Source organism: Salinicola sp. RZ23 (assembly GCF_003206675.1).
GTDB classification, from domain to species: domain Bacteria; phylum Pseudomonadota; class Gammaproteobacteria; order Pseudomonadales; family Halomonadaceae; genus Salinicola; species Salinicola endophyticus.
Map to the genome: position 1 here is coordinate 35,996 of NZ_PZJK01000022.1, position 21,435 is coordinate 57,430.

Here is a 21,435-nt window from a genome sequence, read left to right on the forward strand (position 1 = left end):
GATGAAACTGATACTGACCCCGCAGCGCCAACGCGACTACGCCCCGGCGTCTTTCTCCGCCGAGGGAGAGGCGCTCACCGTGACGATTGGCGATACGTGCGACGTGCTCGACTTTAGCCAGGCCGGCCATGGCACCTTCGACGACTTCGCCTCCAACACACTGCCCTGGATGCCGGTCCTCAAAGCGACCAAGACCGAGGCGGGCCTGACCGTCTGGGTGCTCAACGACTACGGTCCCGAGCCGATGCGCGAGGACGATGAGCCGGATGATGAGTTCGCCGCACGCTACGCCGCTTGGGATCGACAACGCGACGACTACGAGGTGCAACTCTAATGGCAACCTTCACCCACACCCCGGCACCCACCGACGCCGAGCGTCTCGCCGAGGCCCGGGCCACCGCGCTACAGCGCCTCAACCAGGGCTACGAAGCCGCCGCTGGCCCGCTGATCCGAGACTACCCGGAGAGCGAGCGCCTGAGCTGGGGCACCCAGCAGGCCGAGGCCACGGCCTATCGAGCGTGGCAGGACGCCGGCCAGCCGGGCGCGGCACCCCAGACCCCGGCGCTCTCCGCAATCCTCGCCGGGCGCAATGGCACCGACGGTACCGAGACGCTCGCGCAGCTCGCCGCCGCCGTGCTCGCCCGCGCCGAAGCCTTTATCGCTTGGCAGACGTTCACAGGCACCCGGCAACGCGGCGAATGGGCGATCCAGGCCGCCACCACGCCGGAAGCGGCATTGGCGGTGACCTGGGAGCGTCTGACGGCCCGCTAGGCTGACGTCATATCCCCCACCGGCGGCACGGCAGTGATCCGTGCCGCCGGCATCGCTACCTGCCAGCTCCCATCGCCACCTGCCAGCGCCGCGACACGCCAGAATAGCGCTCTATCGTTATTATCAGACGATATCTATCACTCATCGTTGAACGCTTCGATGATTCGGCGACATTGTAGGATTTATCTTACAAAAACTGTCTCTGATGTATGATTGAAAAGCCTGAGTGCCAACTCTAGACTAGCGCCCCGTCATCTAACACCAACGATAATACTCGACACACCAGAACCGATAATCGGCGCTCATTGAGCTCATGAGACTCCTGTGTCATCTGCGCCCACCGACGGCGCTAGACCATGGATATCAGGGATAGCCCAAGCGCCATTAACAAGACCCCGGTTTTCCCGATGTCGACCCCGTGCCACGCACCGGTCCGCTTCGCGCGACCGCCGGCATCCGTGCGCCGTCGCAACGGCACGCGCCCAGCAAAACGCCACAGGAAAACCATGGATACGATCACGCAATGGGGTTATGAGATCCTACCGACCGGCTCCCATATGGGGGGAGAAGTGCGCGGCATTCAAGTGCGCGATATCGATGCCCCCTTGGCAGCGCAATTGAAAAATGAGCTGCTGCATTACAAGGTGTTGATTCTCAGAAACCAGTGCTTTTCCCACGACGACTATCTCACCCTGGCACGCCAGTTCGGCGAGATTGCCAAATACCCCTTCGCCTCGGGGATCGAGGATTACCCCGAGATCGTGCAGATCGTCAAAACCCCAACGCAACGGCAGAACTTCAGCGGTAAGTGGCACGTGGACTCCACCTATCTGGAGACACCGCCGGACTATACCTTCCTGACCGCGCGAGAAACGCCGCCCCTCGGCGGAGATACCGTCTTCAGCAACGCCGAGGCGGTCTTTCACTCGCTCTCCGAGGGGCTGCAGGCGCTGCTGGAAAGCCAGGAGGTCGAGTTCGCCTCCGATGTCCATGCCACCCAACGGGGTCAGCACCTGACCAACTTCAGCGGCAGCGAGGCGGACACCTACCGCGCCGTGCACCCTGCGGTCATGCGACACCCGCGAGGCGGCAAGCGCGCGCTCTATATCAACGAGGAGCACGCCCTGGCCTTCAAGGGCATGACTCGGGAAGAGAGCCAGCCCCTCATCCGCTATCTCACCGAGCGTATCGCCCAATCGGAGTTCACCTTCCGGCTCACCTGGGAAAAAGATATGGTGGCGCTGTGGGACAACCGCCTCGTCCACCACCATGCGGTCAACGACTACCACGGCGCGCTACGGGTCATGGACCGGATCACCGTCAATGACCGGGGGCTCGAGGCATGACCGTCTTCACCTTCCTGAGCGAACACCTGCTGCTCACGCTGTTCGTCGTCGCCATTGTCGCCGGCTTCATCGACGCCATCAGTGGCGGCGGCGGGCTCATCTCCCTGCCCGCCATGCTGCTGCTGGGCATACCGCCCTCGATCGCGCTGGGCACCAACCGGCTGCAGGCCAGCATCGGCGAAGCAACCTCCTTCGCCACCTACCTGCGCCATGGCCAGCTCGACCGGGAGTTGGTGATCGGCGGCATGCTGTTTACCGCGCTCGGCGCCCTGGCCGGCACCGGCGTGGCGCTGATCGCCTCCCACGCGCTGCTCGACACCCTGATCCCGTTCCTGATGCTGGCGATCCTGCTCTACACCCTGTTCTCGAAGCAGCTGCGCCGGGACCTGCCGGCCCGGAAGGTCATGCCGACCCCGGTCTACCTGGTCGCCTTCGGCCTGCTCATCGGCTTCTACAACGGCTTCTTCGGCCCCGGCACCGGCGCCCTGTGGGTCTTCTCGCTGCTGATCCTGCAGGGCATGAGCATCAAGCACGCCTCGATGACCTCGAAGCCCCTGAACCTGACCGGCAATGTCGTCTCGCTGGCCTTCTTCATGGCCGCGGGCAGCGTCAACTACGCCATCGGGCTGGCCATGGGCGCCGGCCAGATCCTCGGCGCCTACCTCGGCAGTCACTTGGTCATGCGCAACGGCTCGGCCGTAGTCAGACCACTGTTCATCGTCGTCACCGGCATCATGACGGCGAGGATGTTCTACCAGAACCTGTGACCGCACGGCCGCCCCGCCGGCGGCTCAGATCCCAAGCAGACGCGCACGCTCGCCCGATCGGCTCAGCCTCTCTCATGGGTCGGGTCGGGTCGGGTCGGGTCGGGTCGGGTCGGGTCGGGTCGGGTCGGGTCAGCAATACGGTGGGACGTCTGCTACGCGGGCCTACTACGCAGACACAAAAAAACCGCCTTGAGGGCGGTTATCTTCAAGGCTAAAAAAGCCTTGTAAATCAATCTCTAAGCTCTGGTGCCGACACCAGGAGTCGAACCCGGGACCTACTGATTACAAGTCAGTTGCTCTACCAACTGAGCTATGTCGGCGAGCATAGAGAGGTTGGCAAATGGCTGGGGTACCAGGATTCGAACCTGGGAATGCCGATACCAAAAACCGGTGCCTTACCACTTGGCGATACCCCAGCAGCGTGGTGGCCAGAGACGGAATCGAACCGCCGACACGGGGATTTTCAATCCCCTGCTCTACCAACTGAGCTATCTGGCCCTTGCCAACGGGGACGAATTAAACCAGTAAGCCTTTCACGGGTCAAGCCTTTTATTTCAAAAAGATGGGATCTTTTTCGACCCCACCGAAATCACTGCCTCGGCGGCACGTAGCCCTCGGCGTGGTCGGTCTCCTGATTGTCGAAGAAGCGCTCCATCTGCTCCATCAGGTAGGCACGCGACTCAGGATCGAGCATGTTGAGATGCTTCTCGTTGATCAGTCGGGTCTGCTGGGCCTGCCACTCTTCCCAGGCGCGCTTGGAGACGTTCTGCTGGATCTCCTGGCCTTTGGCGCCGGGCAGCGGTGGAAACGGCAGAGCTTCGAGCTCCTGCTGGTACTTGCGGCAGAATACGGTGCGTGCCATGGGTCACTCCGGGTTCAGTCGGTGGTCGTGGGTATCTGGGCCAGCTTCTCGAGCAGGGTCTTCACCGGCGCGGCCAGGCCGATATCACCGGGATTCGCGGGGTCCACCCAGCGCTCGTCGGCGCCTTCGGCCACATGGGTCGCCAGCTTGGCATCGCTGACCCTGGCCGGACAAGGTGTGATGTCGAGCCGGAAATGGGTGAAGACATGTGTGAACGGCTGCCAAGCATGCGCCAGATGCGTGCCAGGGTAGCGTGCCAGCCAGTCGCGCAGGGCCTCGCCGTCGTCGAATTGGGGAAAACACCAGAGCCCACCCCAAAGCCCAGTGGGCGGGCGCTGGCGCAGCAGAACCCGGCCACTGTCGTCCTGCAGCAGGAGCATCCGAGTGCTGCGCGTGGGAGTCTCGCGCTTGGGCTTGGGCCCGGGATAGTCACGCTCACGCCCCTGCGCATGCGCCACGCAGACATCTTCGAACGGGCAAAGCAGGCAGCTCGGCTTGCCCCGGGTACAGATCATCGCCCCCAGATCCATCATCGCCTGGGTGTAGTCAGGCAGGCGCTCGTGCGGGGTGTAGCGCTCGGCCAGCGTCCACAGCCGTGCCAGCACGTCGCTGCGCCCGGGCCAACCTGCCACCGCATGCAGCCGCGCCAGGACACGCTTGACGTTGCCGTCGAGAATCGCCGCCCGCCGCCCGCTGGTGATGCTGATGATGGCACCGGCGGTGGAGCGGCCGATCCCGGGCAGCGAAGTCATGGCGTCAAGGTCGTGGGTCGGGAACTCGCCGTCGTAGTCTTCGACCACCTGCCGCGCGGCCTTGTGCAGATTGCGCGCACGGGCGTAGTAGCCAAGCCCGGTCCACAGGTGCAGCACGTCGTCCTGCGGCGCCTCGGCGAGCGCCTGGACGCTGGGAAAGCGCATCATGAAACGTTCGAAGTACGGCACCACGGTGGCGACCTGGGTCTGCTGCAGCATGATCTCGGAGACCCAGACACGATAGGCGGTCTTGTTCTGCTGCCACGGCAGCGTCTTGCGTCCATGACGATCGAACCAGTCGAGCACGCGGCGCTGGAACGCCTCGGTCGATAACGAAAACTCAGCCAAACGGCACCTCGGGTCGGCGGATGACGACAGCGGGTAATAGCAAGGCGCCGACAAGATGTCGGCGCGGGAACTGGCCAGTGGCAGGCCTCATTTGAACAGACCTCGGATCTTGTCGCCGAGCTCCTGCGACGCGCCATCGCCCAGGGCGTCGTCGATCTTGCGCCGGGTCTTGTCGTCGAGCTTGTCGTCCAGCACCTTATCGACCCGCTTACCGGCCTTGCGCTTGGCTTCGTCCTCGGCCAGCGCCCCCAGCGAACGCTGGAACGCCTCGCGGTCGAAGCTGCACCAGGTAGCCGGCGCGTCCGTCAGACTGCCCTGACAGCGAATCGGGAAGTCGATTCGCGCCAGACGCGGGTTGACGCTGCAGGCGGCCTGATCGGCGGTATCCTGCAGACGCGCGGCGGCGCGGTAGTCGAGCCGGTCGGTGACCAGGTTGACCTCTCCCTTGCCGCTCAGGCTCACCCCGGGGATGGCGATATCGAGATCGTCGTTGCGGGCCACACCGTCCTTCACCACCACAGTGGCCTGCAGCCGGTCGAAGGCAGTGTCCTGGCTCCACTCACGCTCGGACTGCTTGCCCTCCAGTGTGGCAACGGCCGTACATAGCTGCTTCGGTACGTTGACGTCGAGCATGGCGCCGTCATCGATGCGCAGCGCCGCCTGGCCGTTGAGGTTCTGCTGAATCCCGGCGAGGGTGTTGGTGCGCGAGTCGAAGTCGCCCTGCAGGCTGAGCGTCCCCCGCAGCGGCGAGGACTTGCCGCTCACATCCTGGTATAGCGGCGCCAGTTGTACCCCCTGCAGGCGCTCGGTGAAGGAGAGCTTAATGGGCTGCTGGCGCAGATCGAGCGCGCTGGAGGCCTTGACGCTGCCGCCGTAGAGATTGGCACTCAGCGAATCGATCCGCTGGCGCCTACCGCTACCACTGGTGGCCAGCGCCACGTCACTGAGCTTGGCACCCTTGAGCGTGAGCGAGTCGAGCGTCAGATGCCCTTCCTGCTTCAGCCGGGCGAGCCAATCCACCGGCAGCAGCCCAGCCTCTTCGCCGGCCGCCAGCGCCGGGGCGATGCCGAGACTGCCGAGCCAGGCGGTGGCCTTGTCGGACGCCTTCGCGCCATCCTGTGCCGGTGCGCCGCTGCTCGCCGCCGGCGGGAGGTAGGCGTCGAGATCGAGCTTGTCGCCCTCGAGATCGAAGTCCAGCGCGCTGCCGTCGTAGGCCGCGCCCAACGACCCGCGCAGCTGGGTCTGATCTAGCGTGAGCTGGAGATCGGAGAAGTCGATGCGCCGGGCATCACCGGAGAAGGGGCCGCTCAGTGAGAGCGAGGTCAGCGCCTTGTCATTGGCGCTGCGAACATCGATACCGAAGCGGGTGAGCCAGTCGCGCAGCGAGAGCGCGGCCATATTCAGCCGCCCCTGATAGTGCGGGTCGGTATCCAGTCCGGTGATCTTGGCGTTGCCGCTGAGATCGAGATTGTCGTCGCCGGTCAGTGCCACGTTGTCGAGTTCGGCGGTGGCAGCGTCGAGATCGGCGCTGGCGTCGAGCTTGAGATCAAGCGACAGCGGCGACTCCCGTAGCGCCGGCGAGGAGAACGCCGCCCCCAGTTGGATACCATCGGCGCGATACTGGCGCTGGCGCGTGTCGGCCACCAGGCTGGCGATCTTCAGGTTGCCACTCTGGGCCTGTTCGGCGATGTCGGGCAACTGCGCCTTGCCGTTGAGCGTGACCTTGTCGAAGGTGTAGCGCCCGGCGCTCAAGTCCATGCGCATCTGGCTCTTCAACTGCACGTTGCCGCTCATCTTGGGCTGCTCCCCCGAGACATCGAACGAGAGCTGCAGCGGGAACGAGGATTGCGGACTGACATTGCTGCTGGTCAGCGACAGATTGGAGAGCGTGACGTCCAGCGGGCGCCGGGGATCGACGTAGTGGACACGGCTGTTGGCGACCTGGACGTTGGCGATATCGAACGCCACCGGCTGGCTGTCACCCTCGGCCGAGCCATCGCTCGCGCCCTGGGCCGCCCCACTGGCGTCCTTGCCCGTCGCAGCGCCATCGGCCGCCTCACTGCGGCCACTATCGGCGGCGGCATCATGCTGGGCGAGACGGTCGAGCAGCGTCTGCCAGTTGCCCCGGCCCTGGGCGTCGCGCACCAGGTTGAGACGCATGCCATCGAGGATCAGGCCATCCACCGACACATCACCACTCAGCAGGGGCGCGAAGGCGACACTCACTTCGGCGCGGTCAAAGGCGACGAAGGGCTCGTCGTCGTGGGACTGGCGCGGCAGCCAGGCCTCGGCATCGGCCACGCTGACCCCGATGCGCGGATAGAAACTCCACGACAGCGGGCCATCCAGGCTCAGCTCCAGCCCGCTCTGATCGCGTACCGCCTCGATCAGCCGCGGCTTGAGATCGTTGGGATCGAAAAAGGTGGTGATATAGACCACCGCCACCACCACCACGATACCCAGCACGCCGACGGCCGCGAGCAGCGCTCTGATCAATCCTTTCATGCGCGCCGAACCTCCCTGACAACGCGGCCCGCTCGCGGGGCCAAGAGATGATGCTCCCCGCCACGCGCCAGGCGCAGGCGGCCCGACACGGTGACATCAGCGGGTCGCACTGGTGGCTTGCCCCCGGTATGCCAGCGGGTCGCGAGTGTGGTGTCCCGCAGCTGACGCGGAGACATACTGGATTCAGGATGCTGCCAGGCAAGGCACGAGGAGGCGTCATAGCGGGGGCTATGGCAACGACGAGCAGCGCCGTGTGGTGGCGCCAGGCGCCGATATGAGTGGCGGGTCTCTGTGTGACACCACACCAGGGTATCGCTGGTTCGCGCGGCTTCCGGCATGCCTCCTGTCTCTCCCTGTCAGCGCGGCGGCCCGGCCGAGGCCGCTCTGTGATCCCTGCATTGTAGCGGATGCCCGGGGCGATTCTCTATAATGGCCGATTCTCGCCACACCTACCGGGAGACTCCCCACGCATGTCCCAGCGCATCGCCACGGTGTCACGCCAGACTCAAGAGACTCAGATCACGGTCACCGTGAATCTCGACGGCAGTGGCCGTCTCGAGAGCCGAACCGGGGTCCCCTTCCTCGACCATATGCTCGACCAGGTCGCCCGTCACGGCATGCTCGATCTCACCATCGAGGCCGACGGCGATCTCGAGATCGACGATCACCATACCGTCGAGGATCTGGGCATCACCTTGGGCCAGGCATTCGCCCAGGCGATCGGCGACAAGCGCGGGATTCGCCGCTACGGCCATGCCTACGTCCCCCTGGACGAAGCGCTGTCGCGGGTGGTGATCGACTTCTCCGGTCGCTCGGGCCTGTTCATGGACGTCGAGTTCACTCGCGCCAGCATCGGCCGCTTCGATACCCAGCTGTGCTGGGAGTTCTTCCAGGGTTTCGTCAACCACGCCCAGGTGACCCTGCACATCGACAACCTCAAGGGGTTCAACGCCCACCACCAGGCGGAGACCATCTTCAAGGCCTTCGGCCGCGCGGTGCGTGCTGCGGTGGAAGCGGACCCGCGCATGGCCGGCCAATTGCCGTCGACCAAGGGCAGCCTGTGATGGCGTCCGCCGCCCGCCCGGCGGCTGTCACCGATTCTACGAGGAGCGCACGATGACGATTGCGGTAATCGACTACGGCATGGGCAACCTGCACTCCGTGGCCAAGGCGCTCGAGCACGTCACCCACGAGAACGTGGTGGTGACCAGCGACCCGCGCGCGATTCGCGGCGCCTCGCGGCTGGTGCTGCCGGGCCAGGGTGCGATCCGCGACTGCATGGGCGAACTCGAACGCAGCGAGCTGCGCGGGCTGGTCAGCGAGCTGCTCGACGCCCAGCAGAAGCCGCTCCTGGGGATCTGCGTCGGCCAGCAGATGCTGTTCGAACACAGCGACGAGAATGGCGGCATCGACTGCCTCGGTTTCCTGCCCGGACGCGTGCGTCACTTCGGCCAGCAGCTGGTGGGGCCGGACGGCGAGCGCTTGAAGGTGCCGCACATGGGCTGGAACCGGGTCGCTCAGCACCACACCCACCCGCTGTGGCAGGGCATCGACGATGGCGCGCGCTTCTACTTCGTGCACAGCTACTATGTCGATGCCGCCAGCCCGGACGACGTCTTCGGCGCGACCCACTACGCCGGCGTCGAGGCCCACGTGGCCACCGGCCGTGGCTGCGTCTTCGCGGTGCAGTTCCACCCCGAGAAGAGCGCCCGCGACGGCCTGCAGCTGCTGGAAAACTTCGTCAACTGGGCGCCCTGAGCGCGCAGCGTCCGGGACGCCGCCAGCGCGCGCCGTCCCCGCCCCACCGATCATGTGCCAGCCGCGCTCGCGCTGGCCGACACGCAGAGGATTCGACGACATGCTGGTGATTCCCGCCATCGATCTCAAGGACGGCCAATGCGTGCGTCTCAAGCAGGGCCGCATGGACGACGCCACCGCCTACGGTGACGATCCGGTGGCCATGGCCGCACGCTGGGTGGAAGCCGGCGCCCGCCGCCTGCACCTGGTCGATCTCAACGGCGCCTTCGAAGGCAAACCGGTCAACGGTGAAGCGGTCACCGCCATCGCCCGCGCCTATCCCGATCTGCCGATCCAGATCGGCGGCGGCATCCGCAATGCCGAGACCATCGAACACTACCTCGCCGCCGGGGTCAGCTATGTCATCATCGGCACCAAGGCGGTGAAGGAGCCGGCCTTCGTCGGCGAGATGTGCCGGCAGTTCCCCGGCCACGTGATCGTCGGGCTCGATGCCAACGACGGTTTCGTCGCCACCGACGGCTGGGCCGAAGTCTCCACGCTCAAGGCGGTCGATCTGGCCAAGCGCTTCGCCGACGACGGCGTGACCTCGATCGTCTACACCGATATCGCCCGCGACGGCATGATGCAAGGCGTCAACGTCGAGGCAACCGCCGCGCTGGCCCGCGATGGCGGCCTGCCGGTGATCGCCTCCGGCGGCGTCACCAACCTGGACGACATTCGCGCCCTGGCCGAGGTCGCCGACGAGGGCATCATCGGCGCCATCACCGGCCGCGCCATCTATGAAGGCTCACTCGACGTGGCCCAGGCCCAGGCGCTGAGCGACGAGATCCGCGGCACTGCCCGGGGAGGCCGCGCATGACCCTCGCCAAGCGCATCATCCCGTGTCTCGATGTCGATGCCGGCCGCGTGGTCAAGGGCGTCAACTTCGTCGGCATCCGCGACGCCGGTGATCCGGTGGAGATCGCCAAGCGCTACAACCAGCAGGGCGCGGACGAGATCACTTTCCTCGACATTACCGCCAGCCACGAGGACCGCGGCACCACGGTGGAGATGGTCGAACGCATCGCCGGCGAGGTGTTCATCCCGCTCACCGTGGGTGGCGGCATCCGCCGCTGCGAAGATATTCGCACCATGCTCAACGCCGGCGCCGACAAGATCTCGATCAATACCGCTGCGGTGACCCACCCGGACTTCGTCCGCGAGGCCGCCGAGCGCTTCGGCAGCCAGTGCATCGTGGTGGCGATCGACGCCAAGCGGGTCAGCGCCGAGGGCGAACCGCCGCGCTGGGAGATCTTCACCCACGGCGGCCGTCGACCCACCGGGCTGGATGCCGTCGAGTGGGCACGCAAGATGGTCGACTACGGCGCCGGTGAACTACTCCTGACCAGCATGGATCGCGATGGCACCAAGGTCGGCTTCGATCTCGGCGTGACCCGCGCGATCAGCGATGCGGTGGAGGTGCCGGTGATCGCCTCCGGCGGTGTCGGCAACCTCGACCATCTGGTCGCCGGCGTGAAAGAAGGCGGTGCCGATGCGGTGCTGGCCGCCAGCATCTTCCACTTTGGTGAGTACACCATCCCCGACGCCAAACGCTACATGGCCGAGCACGGGATCGAAATGCGGCTCTGAGCGCGGCAAGACCTGCGCCGCAGCCGCAAGGGCGGCGTGACGAACAGCGCCGCGACCCGATCGGGTCGCGGCGCTTGCGTTGGTGCGGTGTGTTTCTGTGTCGTGAGATGTGCTTCGATGCAGTGCGGGCGCACCGCTCAGGGCAGATAGCGCGGACGGAAGATGCCCTCGAGATCGGCATAGGGGATGGTCAGCACCGGCTGGCCCACGGCGTAGGGCGCCAGATCGTAGACCTGATACTTGACCGCCAGGGCGTCCTTCAGCGGTGCCACGTTCTCGGAGATGACGAATGGCCACTGCTGGGCGGATAGCCCCTGGGCCTGATCCGTCTGCAGCCAGCGTTGATGGGCACGCGCCAGTGCCGCGTCGTAGGCGGCGCGTTGGCCGGGCTTGAGCATCTCGGCCAGTGAGACCGGCTCGCGGGTATTGCGGTCGATGACCAGATACTGGGTCAGCGGCAGGCCGTGGGCACCGCCGCTGAACAGATAGCCGTCGAGCTCGATGACCAGCAGATCATCGTGCTCCGCGATCACCTTGGCGTCGAGATCGGCGGCATATCCCGGCAGCTCCGGCACCTCGCGGCGCGCCTCCTTGGCAGCAGCGAAGACCTGCCCGGCGAAATCGTCGAACGACGTCGCACGGCCGATCGCGCTGCCATTGGGATCGTCACTGAGGCCGCTGGCCAGCGCAAAGAGCCGCTTCTGCAGCAGCGCCGACAGCTCGGGCGACTCAGGGAAGCGCAGATAGTCGGCCTCGACCACGGCACAGGCGTCGCCCTCGCACCCCGGTTCATGGGCCGTCTTCACCACCGCTTCGGTACGCAGCGGGTCCTGGCGCCAGCCGGAGAGGCTCTGGCAGCCGCTCAGCACCAGGGTAGCCAGCATGAGGGCGCCGAGCGCCACACGATGAGACATGCAGTTCCTCCTTGAACGTCTGGCCATGCGCGGCACGGCCGATGTTATCGCTTTCCGGCGGGCGCGCTCCGCGCCCCAATCGCCTCACAGATACTAATGTAGCGCCTTTTCAAGCGCGTTTCGCGCCAATGGCCGCCTCGCCTCAATCCAGGCTCAGCCCCAGGTTGCTGATACCCTGATTGCGTCCCAGCGTGCGCAGCTCGCGGAGCGCCTCGACATTCGGGTCCTCCTCGACCGCTTCCAGCACCGCATCCTGATAGTCACGCTCGTCCTGCATCAGCTCATGTTCGCGAAACAGCACGTTCAGACGCTCCGAATCTTCGCTGCCATCGATCATCTCGATATAGGCGCGCACACCGTTGCGCGACACCTGGCTCACCTCGAGAACTGCCTCCGGCGCCTCGCTACGCAGCGCATCCAAAAGCGTGGTCAATGCCATGATGCTCTCGGTGGCGCGCCGTGCGCCGAAGCTATCGTCCTCCTCCGGTGGCTCCACCGCCGCCAGCTTCTCGGCCTGCTTGTCGAAGTCGATCTTGGCGCTCTTGATCTGTAACCGCTCCCACACCAGATCGAGCACGTTGTAGAGCACATTGGGGTCGCCCAGATGACTCACACCGGCGTAGAGCGTGTAGTTGGGCGTGAGGCGCTCGCACAGCGCGGCCATGAAGGCGAGACGCTGGCGCGGATTGAGCGCGCGCAGGCGCTGATTGAAACTGGCAGCGGGGTTGGACATCGGAACTCCAGAGTGACAGCGGCGACGCATCGCACGCGGTAATAGAACCTGAACGAGTGAACTGACAAGCGTGAATCCAGACGAGTGAGCGTGGCCGAGTGACCGCAGGCAGAGAGACCTGAACGGCCAGGCCTTGGGCGATAGCAGCCGGGGCCATGAGGCGGCGCACCAGACGGCCGCTCACCGGCATGGTCGACCCAGCATCGAGGATAGCTAATCCGGCCACAGCAACCGGGCCGGTACGCGACCGGCACCATCGAACACCACGCCCTCTTCGCGCAGCAGACGCTGCTGCTCACTGGCGCCGCCATGATCGGCGACCCGCCGGGTGGCGTTGATCACCCGGTGCCAGGGCAGCGCGTGGCCGGCGGGGAGTTGACGCATGGCCGTACCCACCAGGCGCGCGGTGGCACCTTCGGTCATCCCGGCGATACGTCCATAGGTGGTCACGCGGCCGGCCGGAACCTGCGCCACCACGGTGTAGATCTGCTCTAGCAGCGAAGCGCGTATCGCCATGATCGATCGATCTTTTTCCGCTTGTGAAGGGCGCGCCGCGCCCGCATCATGACCTTATCATGCATATCTACTTTCTCCAGCACAGCCCCCTTTTCCCCCCCGGCCGGCTGGCCGACTGGCTGCAGGGCATGGGCCATAGCCACAACCGCTGCCGGCTCGACGAGGGCGAACTGCCGCCCCCCTGGGACCACTTCGACGGTCTGATCCTGCTGGATGCGCTCGGCACGCTCGATCCTCAGTTGCTCAAGCGCGAGCGCAAGCTGCTGGATCGCGCGCTGAAGAGCGGCAAGCCGGTGCTGGGTATCGGCTTCGGCGCCGCCCTGATCGCCGAGGCGCTGGGCTCGATCGTCTCGCCGGCGGTCGAACCCGAGCGCGGCTGGCGCACCCTGACCCTGGACCCGGCCAGCCCGCTCGACCTCCCCGAGCACTTCGACGCGCTGCTATGGCATGGCGACATCTTCGGCCTGCCCGATGATGCCCTGCCGCTGGGCCGCACGTCCGCCGGTCCGGTACAGGGCTTCGTCTGGGATCGCGGACGCGTGGTCGCCATGCAGTGCCACCTGGAGCTGACGGCCAACGATGCCCAGGCGCTCTGCGCGCAGGACGCCACGCTGGAGGCGTGCGACGACCTACTTGCCGATCCCAGACGTTTCGACCGACAGGCGGCGCTATTGGACCGTCTCATGACCCAGTGGCTCGACTAGCTGCTCCCGGGTAATGTCTACAAATATGCACTGCCTGAAAGTATGCACGGGCTGAAAGGCACTGCGGTATAGCCCGGCGCCGCGCGTCAGCCCCGATGCCCTGCGCTCCAGGCGCGGGCCGCTTCCAGACATTCATCCCAGCTACCGACGATCAGGGTCCGGCGCTGCTGGCTCTCGATCTGCTGGCGATACATGGGGTCGTAGTACTCCTGCAGCAGCGGAGCCAGCCAGGCGTCGTGGGCCTGGGGCTCGCCGGCGGCGCCGAAGGCACGCTGCTGGGCCTCGAGCAGACGCCCCAGTCGCTCGCTGCCGAGACGCTTGCCGAGGCGCTTGAGCGCACCGGAGAGCTGCTTGCGGAACAGCGCCTCGCCCAGCAGCGGCCCGTAGTCGCGATGGTATAGCGCGCTCAGGTCTTCGATATAGTCCTTGCGAATCTGCTCCAGGCGCCAGTCGAGCGGCATCTCCACGCGCACACAGGGGGCGGCTTTCATCGTCTGCCAGAAGGTCGCCGGAATCGCCAGCCGCCCGATACGCTGTGACTCGTCCTCGACCACCCGCGCCTGCGGGCGGCGCCACAGATCGAGCGCCAGGCCATGTTCGAAATCGATCTGTGAGGGGCCGACCCGCGGATGCTGGCCGAAGGCGGACCCCTTGTGGCGCGCCAACCCTTCGAGGTCGATACCGCTGTCGAGCGCCCCCACCAGCGCGGTCTTGGCGCATCCGGTGAGCCCGGCCACCAGCAGCAGCGGGCCGCTGCTCTGCTGCTCCAGCAGGCCGAGCAGAGCGTTACGCATCGCCTTCCAGCCTCCACGAATGCGCGGTACGGGTCGCCCCCGCTGGCGCAGCCACTGCTGGCTGATCTTGGAGCGCATGCCACCCCGAAAGCAGTAGATGAGGCTCTCGGGCGCCGCGTCGAGGGCCGCCTCCCAGGCGGCCAGCCGCCGCTCGCGCAGATCACCGGTCACCAGTTCGTTGCCCAGCGCCACCGCGGCCTCCTGCCCGGAGAGCTTGTAACGAATGCCGACTTCGCGGCGCTCGTCGTCGTCCATCAGCGGCAGGTTGATAGCGCCGGGCAGCGCGCCGGCGGCGAACTCGATCGGCGCGCGGACATCGATCAGCGGCCGCTCGAGCAGGGTCAGATCGGCCTCGACGAATTCGCTGCCGCTCAACCCCGCACCTCGATCAGCCGGGCGCCACCCGTGGGCGTAACGCATTCACCGAAGGCTTCCAGCGCCAGCCGATGCTCGCGCCCGATGCGCTCGACGTCGTCGGCCCAGGCCGGGTCGACCGCCAGCAGCAAGCCGCCCGAAGTCTGCGGGTCACACAGCCACTGCCAGTGTGCCTCGTCCATCTCACCCAGGGCCGCGCCGATCGCCTCGCGGTTGCGCCGTGTGCCGCCGGGCACCGCGCCCTGACGACGATACGCCTCCGCCGCGGCCAGACGCGGCAGCTTGGCGAAGTCGATGCGCGCCTCGACTCCGCTCGCCGCGCACACTTCACTCAGATGCCCGGCCAGGCCGAAGCCGGTGACGTCGGTCATGGCGTGAACCCCTTCGACACGGGCCAGAGACGTGCCGATGGCGTTGGCGGCGAGCATCGTCTCCCGCGCCAGGCCCTGATGCCCCGACTGCAGCAGCCCCTGCTTCTCCGCCGTGGTCAGCATGCCCACCCCGAGCGGCTTGGTCAGATAGAGCAGGTCACCGGGCTTGGCGCCGCTGTTGAGCTTGAGGTGGGCGAGATCGACCAGACCGTTGACCGCCAGCCCGAAGATCGGCTCGGGGGCGTCGATCGAGTGGCCACCGGCCAGCGCCATCCCCAGCTCCCGGCAGACGGCCTGGGCGCCGGCCACGACATCGCCCGCCACCTCGCCGGGCAGCTTGTCCAGCGGCCAGCCGAGAATGCCCAGGGCCATGATCGGCGACCCGCCCATGGCGAAGACATCGCTGATGGCGTTGGTCGCGGCGATACGCCCGAAGTCGAACGGATCATCGACGATCGGCATGAAGAAGTCGGTGGTGGAGATCAGTCCGCGGCCATCGCCGAGGTCGTAGACCGCCGCGTCCTCGCGCCCCTGGTTGCCCACGATCAGCTTGTCGCTGCTGGCCCCCGGCCCCGCCTTGGCGAGAATCCGGTCGAGCACGTCGGGCGCGATCTTGCAGCCGCAGCCGGCGCCGTGGCTGTACTGGGTCAGACGGATGGCACTCATGGTCGCACTCCTCACGCGGTCCCGATGGTTGTTCAAGGTGCAGTGTAACCGACGGCGGTCGTGAACGATGCCCTCCGCAGGCTCGCGGGCAGCACCGCCGACAGCAGCATCAGAGCGCTTCCAGCGCCTCCGAGAGCTTGTCCACCGCCACCACCTGCATGCCGGCAGGCGCCTGCCGCGGGGCATTGCCACGGGGCACGATGGCGCGGGTGAAGCCGTGCTTGGCGGCCTCGACGATCCGCTCCTGACCGCTCGGTACCGGACGGATCTCACCGGAGAGCCCGACCTCACCGAACACCACCAGCTCGCGCGGCAGCGGCCGGTTCTGCAGGCTGGAGACCACCGCCAGCAACACCGCCAGATCGGCACTGGTCTCCAGGACCTTGACCCCGCCGACGACATTGAGAAAGACATCCTGATCGCCGGTGAACAGACCGCCGTGCTTGTGCAGCACGGCGAGCAGCATCGCCAGACGGTTAGGGTCGAGCCCCACCGCCACCCGGCGCGGATTGCCAAGCGCCGACTCATCGAGCAGCGCCTGCACCTCGACCAGGATCGGCCGGGTGCCCTCCCACACCACCATCACCAGGCTGCCGGAGGCCTGCTCTTCACTGCGCGAGAGGAAGATCGCGCTGGGATTCTTGACCTCCTTGAGGCCCAGCTCGACCATCGCGAACACGCCCAGCTCGTTGACCGCGCCGAAGCGGTTCTTCTGCCCGCGCAGGGTACGGAAGCGCGAGTCGCTGCCCCCCTCCAGCAGCAGCGAGGCGTCGATCATGTGCTCGAGCACCTTGGGGCCGGCCAGGGTGCCATCCTTGGTCACATGGCCCACCAGCAGCAGTACGGTATTGCTCTGCTTGGCGAAGCGCGTCAGCGCCGCTGCGGATTCACGCACCTGCGCCACGCCGCCCGGCGCCGAGCCGATATCCTCCAGGTGCATGGTCTGGATGGAATCGATGATCAGCACCTCGGGGCGTTCGCGTTCGACCACCGCAAGCAGCGTTTCGACGCTGGTCTCGGCGAGCATCTTGAGCCCTTGGGTGGGCAGCTGCAGACGGTGGGCACGCATCGCCACCTGCGACAGCGACTCCTCGCCGGTCACGTAGAGCACCCGCTTGCTCTGAGCCAGGCGGCAGGCGGTCTGCAGCAGCAGCGTCGACTTGCCGGCGCCGGGATGGCCCCCGAGCAGCACCGCCGAGCCGGGCACCAGGCCGCCGCCGAGCACGCGGTCGAACTCTTCGAAAGTGGAACTGAACCGCGGCACCTCGGTGAGATCGACTCCAGAGAGATCGACCACCTCCTTGGTCAGCGCGCCGGCATAGCCGCCACGCCCGGCGCCGCCTGACGCCCCCGCGGCGCCGGGGCGCGCGCTGGTCAGCCGGATTTCGCTCAAGGTGTTCCATTCGCGGCAGTTGCTGCACTGCCCTTGCCACTTGCTGTACTCCGCACCGCACTCGGTGCAGACAAAGGCGCTTTTCGCTTTGGCCACGCGCGGGAATCTCCGTCATCGCGATGAACATCGTCACGCCCATGGTGCCACAGCCACACCGGATCGCAGAGCCGAGGCAAGGGCCCGTCACCAACAGGGTCACTGAATGAGATAGCCAAAAGTGGTGTAGCCCGACAAGGTGGCCACACGGTGTAGATGCCTGGGCACGGTGGGGTGAGCGGACGCAAAAAAGGCGGCCCGCAGGCCGCCTTGGCTATCAGCGCGAGGCGCTTACTGCTTGATCAGACGCAGCATCTGGCCGTTTTCGAACTGACGGCGCTGAGGGTCGATCAGCTCGAGGGTGTTGGGATCGATCTTCTGGAAGTAGTAGATCTGGCCCTCACCGTTCGGCGTCAGCTCGTAGACCGTGGCCTTGGGATCGGTGGCGGTGCCGGTCATCACGTCCCACTGGCCTTGGTACTGCTCCGGCCCCGGGTTCTGCGGGTGGTTGATGTAGTCGGCCTCGAGCGTGAAGGTGCGCTCCGGCGCCGGCGACGACTCAGTGCCGCTGAGGTTGACGGTCAGGTCGATACCGTCGCAACTGCGGCAGGGCAGCGTGCCTTCATAGGTCGTCGTGGTGGCGGAGGCGCCGGTGTCGGCCGTGCCGGACTGGGTCTGCGAGCCACCGCTGGCGCAACCTGCCAACAAGGCTACCGTGGCGGCGCTGGCCAGCAACGTCCTGATCTGCATTGGGGTTCTCCTTACACTTCTGGGCCAAGCGGACCGCAGGGGCGGCCGCATCACTACAGCATGGTTGCTACACCATAGCGGCTAGGCGGCGAGTACTAAAGCATGACCGCGACCGCACAGCCGCTATGCGCGTGTCGCCTAAGGATAGCGGCAAGCGCGTCGCGTGGCATCCCATCGACGCCACACGGCCCCGCATCAGTCGAGCGTGGGGTAGTCGGTATAGCCTTCGGCACCACCCCCATAGAAGGTATTGGGGTCGGGCTCGTTGAGCGTGGCATCGCGCCGGAAGCGCTCGACCAGATCCGGATTGGCGATATAGGGCCGCCCATAGGCTGCGGCATCGCCCAGGTCCGCCTCGATCAATGCCTCGGCACGCTCGGCAGTGTAGTGGCCGCAGTAGATCAAGGTGCCGCTGAAACGCTCGCGCAGATCGCGGCGGAAATCATCACTCAGTTGGGGGCCCTCGCCGGTCCAGTCCGGCTCGTTGATATGCAGATAGGCAATGCCCCGCCGGCCCAGCTCTTCGGAGAGATAGCGCATCATCGCCTCCGGCTCGTCGTCGGAGAGTCCGAATATCTCGATGAAGGGCGACAGACGCACGCCGACACGCCCGGCGCCGAGCTCTGCGCTCACCGCATCGACCACCTCGAGCAGCAGCCGCGCACGGTTGACCACATTGCCACCGTAACGGTCGCTACGCTGGTTGCTGCCGGTGGCAAGGAACTGCTGCAGCAGATACGCATTGGCCGCATGCACTTCGACCATGTCGAAACCAGCACGCTTGGCGCGCTTGGCGGCTTGCAGATAATCCTCGATGAGCCCGGGGATCTCGTCGGTCTCCAGGGCGCGAGGGGTACTGGTCGGATGCTGGCCGGAGCTGCCATCCGCGAACTCGACGAAGCAGTTGGCCCCCTCGGCGCGCAACGCACTCGGTGCCACCGGCTGCTGGCCGTCCGGCTGCACCATCTCGTGGGAGACGCGACCGACGTGCCACAGCTGCAGCGCCATCTTGCCGCCCGCACCGTGCACGGCATCGACCACCTGGCGCCAGCCCGCCTCCTGTGCATCGGTCCAGATGCCCGGGGTATAGACATAGCCGCGCGCCGTGGGCGAGATATTGGTCGCCTCGCTGATGATCAGCCCGGCACCGGCGCGCTGGGCGTAGTACTCCGCCTGCAGGCGGCCGGGAACGCTATCCGGGGTGCGAGCGCGGGTCAGCGGCGCCATCAGCACCCGGTTGGTGAGTTCGACATCTCCGGTCTGAAGCGGAGAGAGCAGTTTTTCGTAGGGCATGATGATCCTTATCACTCGATGCGAGTTCACTGAGAAGATGAGGTCATTAGATGACTAATCAACCCCTCACGTCGTCGCCGCCGCAGACTTGCGCCGCCCTGCGACAGCGGTCACTATGACAGGCACCACCGCGCCGAGCGCGCACACGCCGGGCGCCCCGGCCCCGGAACCGTCCCCAATCCTTTATCGCCAACCGTTTCCCGACACCGCCCAGCCCCATCGCGAGAGATCATGAGCCAACTCTGGAGTCCTGCCGTCCGCGCCCTGACGCCCTACGTACCCGGCGAGCAGCCGCGTGAGAGACTGGTCAAGCTCAATACCAACGAGAACCCCTATCCGCCGTCACCCGCGGTCGCCCAGGTGCTACGCGATATCGACACCGAGCAGCTGCGCCGCTATCCCGACCCTGACTCCCGCGCGCTGCGCGAGACGCTGGCCGAGACCCACGGTGTAGCGCCGGAGCAGGTGTTCGTCGGCAACGGCTCGGACGAGGTACTGGCCTTCGCGTTCCAGGCCTTCTTCTGCCAACCCCGGCCGCTTCTGATGCCGGCGATCAGCTACAGCTTCTATCCGGTCTACTGCAAGCTCTACGACATCGCCTATCGCACCGTGGCACTGGATGACCGCTGGGAGATCGCCCTCGACGCCTTCGACGGCGACAACGGCGGCGTGGTCTTCGCCAATCCCAACGCGCCCACGGGGCACGGCCATCCACGCGCCGAGATCGCGCGTCTACTGTCGCGCATTCAGGACAGCGTGGTGCTGGTCGATGAAGCCTACGTCGACTTCGGCGGCGAGAGCGCGGTACCGCTGGTCGCGGACCACCCCAACCTGCTGGTCACCGGTACGCTCTCCAAGTCACGCAGCCTGGCAGGGTTGCGACTGGGCTATGCGATCGGCTCGCGGGAACTGATCGAGGGGCTGGAGCGGGTGAAGAACTCGTTCAACTCCTACCCGGTCGACATGCTCGCCAGCGCGGTGGCGATCGCGGCGCTGAACGACCGTGAGCACTTTAAGCGTTGCTGCCAGCAGGTCATGGACACCCGCGAGGAGACACGCCGCTCACTGGCCGAACTCGGCTTCGAGGTGCTGCCTTCACAGACCAACTTCCTGTTCACCCGGCACCCGCAATTCGCCGGCGAGACGCTGTTCGCCGGACTGCGCGAGCGCGGCATCCTGGTGCGTCACTTCAATCGCGATGGCCTCAGCGACTTCCTGCGCATCTCCATCGGTACCGATGAAGAGATGCGGGAGCTGATCACCGCCCTCGAAGCGATGATCTAGGCACGCGCTCACCACGGCACTGGCTTGCCCGCCCAATCCCAGAAGCTGCCGCTCTCCTCGGGGCGGCGCTCGCTGATCACCGTCAGCAGGCGCTCGGCGACATAGGCGGGGCTGAATAGCTTGCCGTCGGGGACACGCCGCTGGAACGGCTTGGAGAGCTCGGTATCCGTCGTGCCGGGATGCAGGCAGAGCACGACTGCCTGCCTGTTATAGCGCGCCAGCTCGATGGCTGCCGTCCGCAGCAGCATGTTGTGTGCCGCCTTGCTCGCCCGATAGCCGTACCAGCCGCCGAAGCCGTTGTCCTCGATCGAACCGACCCGCGCAGATAAACTCGCCACCAGCGCTGGATGCTGACCTTTCAGTGACCCCAGCACAGCCTTGAGTAGCAGCGCCGGGGTAATCGCATTGACGTGAAACAGCGTCGCCAGGCTGTCGGCATCGAGCTCCTCGAGACGCTTCTCCGGAGCGATGTCACGCGTCGCGTCGTGCAGCATGCCCAGGGTGTTGAACAGCAGATGCAGCGGCGCCCCGGCGAGCTGCTCGCCCAGACGCGCGAGACCCTCTTCCTGGGTGAGATCGGCTTTCAATGCCTCTACCCGGTCATCGTCGAAGGCCAGCCACTGACGCGACACAGCCACGATACGCCCCACCCGCGACGTCTCCAGCAGACAGCGCACGACGGCCTGGCCAATTCCGCCTCCGGCGCCGGTCACCACGGCAGTAAAATCGTCGGGTAATCGCTCCAGCATATCGCCCTCTCCCGTCATGATCGCTGGCTCAGAACTTAAGCGTTCCAGAGTCGACAGCCTAGCTCAGGCTCAAGGTCGGTGCCTGCAAGGCAGCTGACCACCCGCGCACAAAAAGCCCC

Annotated in this window: 22 protein-coding genes and 3 tRNA genes; 10 read left to right on the plus strand and 15 right to left on the minus strand. The window is 66.1% G+C overall.

Annotated features, from left to right (window positions below):
• Nucleotide 1 precedes the first annotated feature (1 nt).
• The 4 genes from DOM67_RS19185 to DOM67_RS19200 all read left to right on the plus strand — a co-directional run bounded on the left by DOM67_RS19185 (nucleotide 2) and on the right by DOM67_RS19200 (nucleotide 2,884).
• Nucleotides 2-334, plus strand: a complete 333-nt coding sequence (locus tag DOM67_RS19185) for a hypothetical protein (RefSeq protein ID WP_110678848.1) — start codon at nucleotides 2-4, stop codon at nucleotides 332-334.
• Nucleotides 334-771, plus strand: a complete 438-nt coding sequence (locus DOM67_RS19190; RefSeq protein WP_110678850.1) for a hypothetical protein — start codon at nucleotides 334-336, stop codon at nucleotides 769-771. The genes DOM67_RS19185 and DOM67_RS19190 overlap by 1 nt, the downstream gene beginning before the upstream one ends.
• Before the next feature lie 506 nt (nucleotides 772-1,277).
• A complete protein-coding gene (locus DOM67_RS19195) occupies nucleotides 1,278-2,117 on the plus strand; it encodes a TauD/TfdA family dioxygenase (RefSeq protein ID WP_198651879.1) in 840 nt (279 codons plus the stop codon).
• On the plus strand, nucleotides 2,114-2,884 hold the full coding sequence (locus DOM67_RS19200; protein ID WP_110678854.1) for a TSUP family transporter: 771 nt from the start codon (nucleotides 2,114-2,116) through the stop codon (nucleotides 2,882-2,884). The genes DOM67_RS19195 and DOM67_RS19200 overlap by 4 nt, the downstream gene beginning before the upstream one ends.
• 244 nt (nucleotides 2,885-3,128) lie before the next feature.
• Here the strand turns inward: DOM67_RS19200 and DOM67_RS19205 are convergent.
• From DOM67_RS19205 to DOM67_RS19230, 6 genes are all read right to left on the minus strand, one after another.
• Nucleotides 3,129-3,204: transfer RNA gene (locus tag DOM67_RS19205), tRNA-Thr, on the minus strand.
• Between the two features lie 21 nt (nucleotides 3,205-3,225).
• A tRNA-Gln gene (locus DOM67_RS19210) sits at nucleotides 3,226-3,300 on the minus strand.
• Nucleotides 3,301-3,306: 6 nt separating this feature from the next.
• A tRNA-Phe gene (locus tag DOM67_RS19215) sits at nucleotides 3,307-3,382 on the minus strand.
• Nucleotides 3,383-3,473: 91 nt separating this feature from the next.
• Nucleotides 3,474-3,746, minus strand: a complete 273-nt coding sequence (locus DOM67_RS19220) for an oxidative damage protection protein (protein ID WP_110678856.1) — start codon at nucleotides 3,744-3,746, stop codon at nucleotides 3,474-3,476.
• Nucleotides 3,747-3,760: 14 nt separating this feature from the next.
• Nucleotides 3,761-4,846, minus strand: a complete 1,086-nt coding sequence (gene mutY, locus DOM67_RS19225) for an A/G-specific adenine glycosylase (RefSeq protein WP_110678859.1) — start codon at nucleotides 4,844-4,846, stop codon at nucleotides 3,761-3,763.
• 87 nt (nucleotides 4,847-4,933) lie between these two features.
• Nucleotides 4,934-7,351 (minus strand): AsmA family protein, encoded by a 2,418-nt coding sequence (locus DOM67_RS19230; protein WP_110678861.1) that lies wholly within the window; start codon nucleotides 7,349-7,351, stop codon nucleotides 4,934-4,936.
• Nucleotides 7,352-7,821: 470 nt separating this feature from the next.
• Between DOM67_RS19230 and hisB the strand changes: the two genes are divergently transcribed.
• The 4 genes from hisB to hisF all read left to right on the plus strand — a co-directional run bounded on the left by hisB (nucleotide 7,822) and on the right by hisF (nucleotide 10,738).
• Nucleotides 7,822-8,415, plus strand: coding sequence for an imidazoleglycerol-phosphate dehydratase HisB (gene hisB / locus DOM67_RS19235; protein WP_110678863.1), 594 nt, complete (start codon nucleotides 7,822-7,824; stop codon nucleotides 8,413-8,415).
• Nucleotides 8,416-8,467: 52 nt separating this feature from the next.
• A complete protein-coding gene (gene hisH, locus DOM67_RS19240; protein ID WP_110678865.1) occupies nucleotides 8,468-9,109 on the plus strand; it encodes an imidazole glycerol phosphate synthase subunit HisH in 642 nt (213 codons plus the stop codon).
• A gap of 100 nt (nucleotides 9,110-9,209) precedes the next feature.
• Nucleotides 9,210-9,968: a 1-(5-phosphoribosyl)-5-[(5-phosphoribosylamino)methylideneamino]imidazole-4-carboxamide isomerase gene (gene hisA, locus DOM67_RS19245; protein ID WP_110678867.1), complete on the plus strand. Its 759-nt coding sequence runs from the start codon at nucleotides 9,210-9,212 to the stop codon at nucleotides 9,966-9,968.
• Nucleotides 9,965-10,738, plus strand: a complete 774-nt coding sequence (gene hisF, locus DOM67_RS19250; protein WP_106418753.1) for an imidazole glycerol phosphate synthase subunit HisF — start codon at nucleotides 9,965-9,967, stop codon at nucleotides 10,736-10,738. The genes hisA and hisF overlap by 4 nt, the downstream gene beginning before the upstream one ends.
• Nucleotides 10,739-10,875: 137 nt before the next feature.
• Here hisF and DOM67_RS19255 read toward each other — a convergent pair whose 3' ends face one another.
• From DOM67_RS19255 to DOM67_RS19265, 3 genes are all read right to left on the minus strand, one after another.
• Nucleotides 10,876-11,652 (minus strand): DUF3298 and DUF4163 domain-containing protein, encoded by a 777-nt coding sequence (locus DOM67_RS19255; RefSeq protein WP_157958922.1) that lies wholly within the window; start codon nucleotides 11,650-11,652, stop codon nucleotides 10,876-10,878.
• 142 nt (nucleotides 11,653-11,794) lie between these two features.
• Nucleotides 11,795-12,385 carry a YjaG family protein gene (locus DOM67_RS19260; RefSeq protein WP_110678871.1) on the minus strand — a complete coding sequence of 197 codons (591 nt, stop codon included), beginning with the start codon at nucleotides 12,383-12,385 and terminating at the stop codon, nucleotides 11,795-11,797.
• 213 nt (nucleotides 12,386-12,598) lie between these two features.
• The gene (locus DOM67_RS19265; protein WP_110678873.1) at nucleotides 12,599-12,901 is read right to left on the minus strand and encodes an MGMT family protein; all 303 of its coding nucleotides are present in this window, start codon (nucleotides 12,899-12,901) and stop codon (nucleotides 12,599-12,601) included.
• Nucleotides 12,902-12,960: 59 nt separating this feature from the next.
• On the opposite strand from DOM67_RS19265, the gene DOM67_RS19270 reads away from it, so the two are divergent.
• Nucleotides 12,961-13,605: a type 1 glutamine amidotransferase gene (locus tag DOM67_RS19270; protein WP_110678875.1), complete on the plus strand. Its 645-nt coding sequence runs from the start codon at nucleotides 12,961-12,963 to the stop codon at nucleotides 13,603-13,605.
• A gap of 86 nt (nucleotides 13,606-13,691) precedes the next feature.
• On the opposite strand, the gene mnmH is transcribed toward DOM67_RS19270, so the two are convergent.
• From mnmH to DOM67_RS19295, 5 genes are all read right to left on the minus strand, one after another.
• The gene (gene mnmH / locus DOM67_RS19275) at nucleotides 13,692-14,774 is read right to left on the minus strand and encodes a tRNA 2-selenouridine(34) synthase MnmH (RefSeq protein WP_232825322.1); all 1,083 of its coding nucleotides are present in this window, start codon (nucleotides 14,772-14,774) and stop codon (nucleotides 13,692-13,694) included.
• Nucleotides 14,771-15,811, minus strand: coding sequence for a selenide, water dikinase SelD (gene selD / locus DOM67_RS19280; RefSeq protein WP_110678879.1), 1,041 nt, complete (start codon nucleotides 15,809-15,811; stop codon nucleotides 14,771-14,773). Before selD ends, mnmH begins: the two co-directional genes overlap by 4 nt.
• 109 nt (nucleotides 15,812-15,920) lie before the next feature.
• Nucleotides 15,921-17,300: a DNA repair protein RadA gene (radA, locus tag DOM67_RS19285; RefSeq protein ID WP_110678881.1), complete on the minus strand. Its 1,380-nt coding sequence runs from the start codon at nucleotides 17,298-17,300 to the stop codon at nucleotides 15,921-15,923.
• 231 nt (nucleotides 17,301-17,531) lie between these two features.
• Nucleotides 17,532-17,990, minus strand: coding sequence for a copper resistance protein NlpE N-terminal domain-containing protein (locus DOM67_RS19290; RefSeq protein ID WP_110678883.1), 459 nt, complete (start codon nucleotides 17,988-17,990; stop codon nucleotides 17,532-17,534).
• Between the two features lie 195 nt (nucleotides 17,991-18,185).
• The gene (locus DOM67_RS19295; protein ID WP_110678885.1) at nucleotides 18,186-19,283 is read right to left on the minus strand and encodes an alkene reductase; all 1,098 of its coding nucleotides are present in this window, start codon (nucleotides 19,281-19,283) and stop codon (nucleotides 18,186-18,188) included.
• Nucleotides 19,284-19,514: 231 nt separating this feature from the next.
• Between DOM67_RS19295 and hisC the strand changes: the two genes are divergently transcribed.
• Nucleotides 19,515-20,567 (plus strand): histidinol-phosphate transaminase, encoded by a 1,053-nt coding sequence (hisC, locus tag DOM67_RS19300; RefSeq protein ID WP_110678887.1) that lies wholly within the window; start codon nucleotides 19,515-19,517, stop codon nucleotides 20,565-20,567.
• Between the two features lie 8 nt (nucleotides 20,568-20,575).
• On the opposite strand, the gene DOM67_RS19305 is transcribed toward hisC, so the two are convergent.
• On the minus strand, nucleotides 20,576-21,316 hold the full coding sequence (locus DOM67_RS19305; RefSeq protein WP_110678890.1) for an SDR family NAD(P)-dependent oxidoreductase: 741 nt from the start codon (nucleotides 21,314-21,316) through the stop codon (nucleotides 20,576-20,578).
• Between the last annotated feature and the right edge of the window lie 119 nt (nucleotides 21,317-21,435).